Source organism: Corallococcus aberystwythensis (genome assembly GCF_003612165.1).
Lineage (GTDB): Bacteria > Myxococcota > Myxococcia > Myxococcales > Myxococcaceae > Corallococcus > Corallococcus aberystwythensis.
On sequence record NZ_RAWK01000501.1, the window covers coordinates 1 to 2,330 of the forward strand.

2 protein-coding genes are annotated in these 2,330 nt (G+C 68.8%); one reads left to right on the top strand and one right to left on the bottom strand.

What is annotated here, in order from left to right; translation table 11 throughout:
- The coding region (locus D7W81_RS40915; protein WP_244227790.1) for a DUF1778 domain-containing protein at positions 1-935 on the bottom strand (935 nt) is incomplete at its 3' end.
- Positions 936-1,007: 72 nt separating this feature from the next.
- On the opposite strand from D7W81_RS40915, the gene truD reads away from it, so the two are divergent.
- Positions 1,008-2,330 (top strand): tRNA pseudouridine(13) synthase TruD (truD, locus tag D7W81_RS40920; protein WP_244227791.1); only part of this gene is annotated, 1,323 nt, incomplete at its 3' end.

The window sequence follows — 2,330 nt, forward strand, 5'->3', positions numbered from 1 at the left end:
CATGGGGACGGCGGGGCCACGGTTCCCGGGGCGGCGGGGGCCGCTGACGCGGGCGGACGGCGCTCGGGCGCCCGGAAGCCCAGGCCAATGGCCGGCAGGAAGGTCATCCCGCCCAGGTCCCGCTTCTGCCCGAAGATGACGGGGTTGCAGAAGACGTAGCCCCCGGTGAGCTCCGCGTAGAAGTGCACGTACTTGTAGCCCAGCGCGATGCCCACCGTGGAGCCCACGAAGTGGCTGTTCACGGTGGACGGCAGGCTCGCGTCGAAGCCCGTCACCGGCTTGCCCTGCTGGGAGAAGTCCACCAGCTGGGCGTCCAGCGAGGTGTGGCTGAAGACGTACTTGGGGGCGCCGTAGAGCTTGAACACGTCGCCGTACTCGGCGCTCAGGTACACCGGCACCTCCACGTCGGTCCGGCTGAAGTCCCCCAGCTGCACCACCTCCAGGACGTCCATCACCGCCCCGGAGAACAGGTACTTGGACACCCCCAGCCCCACCGCCAGGTCATAGGAGCGGCGCGGCCCCGGACCGCCGTGGGCCAGGCGCACCTTGCCGTCGAACCTCAGCGCGTTGCCGTTGTAGCGCCCGCCCACGTCGAACCCGTCCAGGAGCCCCACCCGCACCATCAGCTCCGGGTTGACGCCCGGCGGGGCCACCACCAGGGCCAGGCCCGCCGTCAGCAGGCGCTGCTGGTCCTCCTCCGTGAGGGTGTAGGGCTCGTCGTTTTCAATGGCCCGCTTCGCCGCCCGCCCCTGGTCGATGCCCACGTCCACCACCGACCCCAGCGTCCCCACCGGGACGAACACGCCCATGCTGCCCGTCACCTGGACCTGCCCGGGGGAGAGCGTCTTCGCCGTCTGCATCGTGGAAAGGGGGGTCGCGCACCCCACGGCGAGGCCAGCGAGCCCCAGCAGGAGCAGGACGGGAAGGTTTCTCATGGGGTTGCAGGTTATGCCCATTTCAGGCGCGAACGCTTCTATCCGCGCGTCCACGCTGGTAAGGGGGCTGTCGTGCGAATCAAGCAAAAACCCGAGGACTTCTCCGTGAAGGAGTCCTACCGCTTCGACGAAGTCGAGAGCGGCAAGCATCGCGTCTACCTGATGGACAAGCAGAAGCTGTCCACGTTCGACGCGGTGAACCGTATCCGTGACGCGTTCGGCCTCAAGCCCGGCGCCATCAGCTACTGCGGCCTGAAGGACAAGCAGGGCCGTACGGAGCAGATCATCGCCGTGGACGGCGCGGACGTGGACATGCAGGAGCCCGACCTGCGCCTGAAGTTCCTGGGCCGGACGGACAAGCCGCTGTCCGCGCGCAACATCACCTCCAACCGCTTCTCCGTCACCGTGCGCGCCCTGACGCACGACTCGCTGGCACCACTGAACCTGGCCGCCGCGGAGGTGAACCGGCTGGGCGTGGTGAACTACTTCGACAGCCAGCGCTTCGGCGCGCTCAAGCACGGCCAGGGCTTCATCGCCAAGGACCTCATCCGGGGCGACTTCGAGGCCGCGCTGCACAACTACTTCGCCCGCCCCTCGGACCTGGACCGCACCGAGGACGCCAAGGTGAAGGGCTTCTGGCGCGACAACTGGGGCCGCTGGGACGCGCGCGTGCCCTTCGAGGGCGCGAAGAAGTACCACCGCATCCTGCGCTCCCTGCGCGACCACCCGGGCGACTGGCTCCGCGCGTTCCTGCAGATCGACTCGGACTACCGGGCGATGATCCTCTTCGAGTACCAGAGCTTCCTCTGGAACGAGGGCGTCCGGCGCTACCTCCAGCTGATGCTGCCGCGCGAGGCCATGTTCCCCATGCGCTACCAGGCCGGCACCCTGCTGCACTTCCGGGACGCGCCTCCGGACGTGCTGCAGACGCTGCGCGAGAAGACCTTCCCGCTCGTGGGGCCGGACTCCACCTTCGAGGACCCGAAGGTGGCGGAGGCCATGGCGTGGGTGCTGGGCAAGGAGAAGCTGAAGCTTCCGGACCTGCGCATCAAGGGCGCGGAGCGGATGCTCTACTTCAAGGAGGAGCAGCGCCCGCTGGTGATGTTCCCGCACAAGCTCGTCGTGGGCCGCACGCAGCACGACGACGTGAACCGGGGCGACATCAAGGTCAACGTGGCCTTCACGCTGCCCCCGGGCGCGTACGCCACGCTGGTCATCAAGCGCCTGTTCCACTTCGAGTACACGGAGGACTCGAAGGAGGACATCCGCACCTCGCAGCGTCCGCGGCTCGTCACCTCCGAGCGTGAAGAGGCCCGGGTGGAAGAGGCCCGGAGCGCCGCGCGCGCCTCCGAGGGCCCGTCGCGCCACCGCGACCTGGCGGACAAGCGCCCCGCC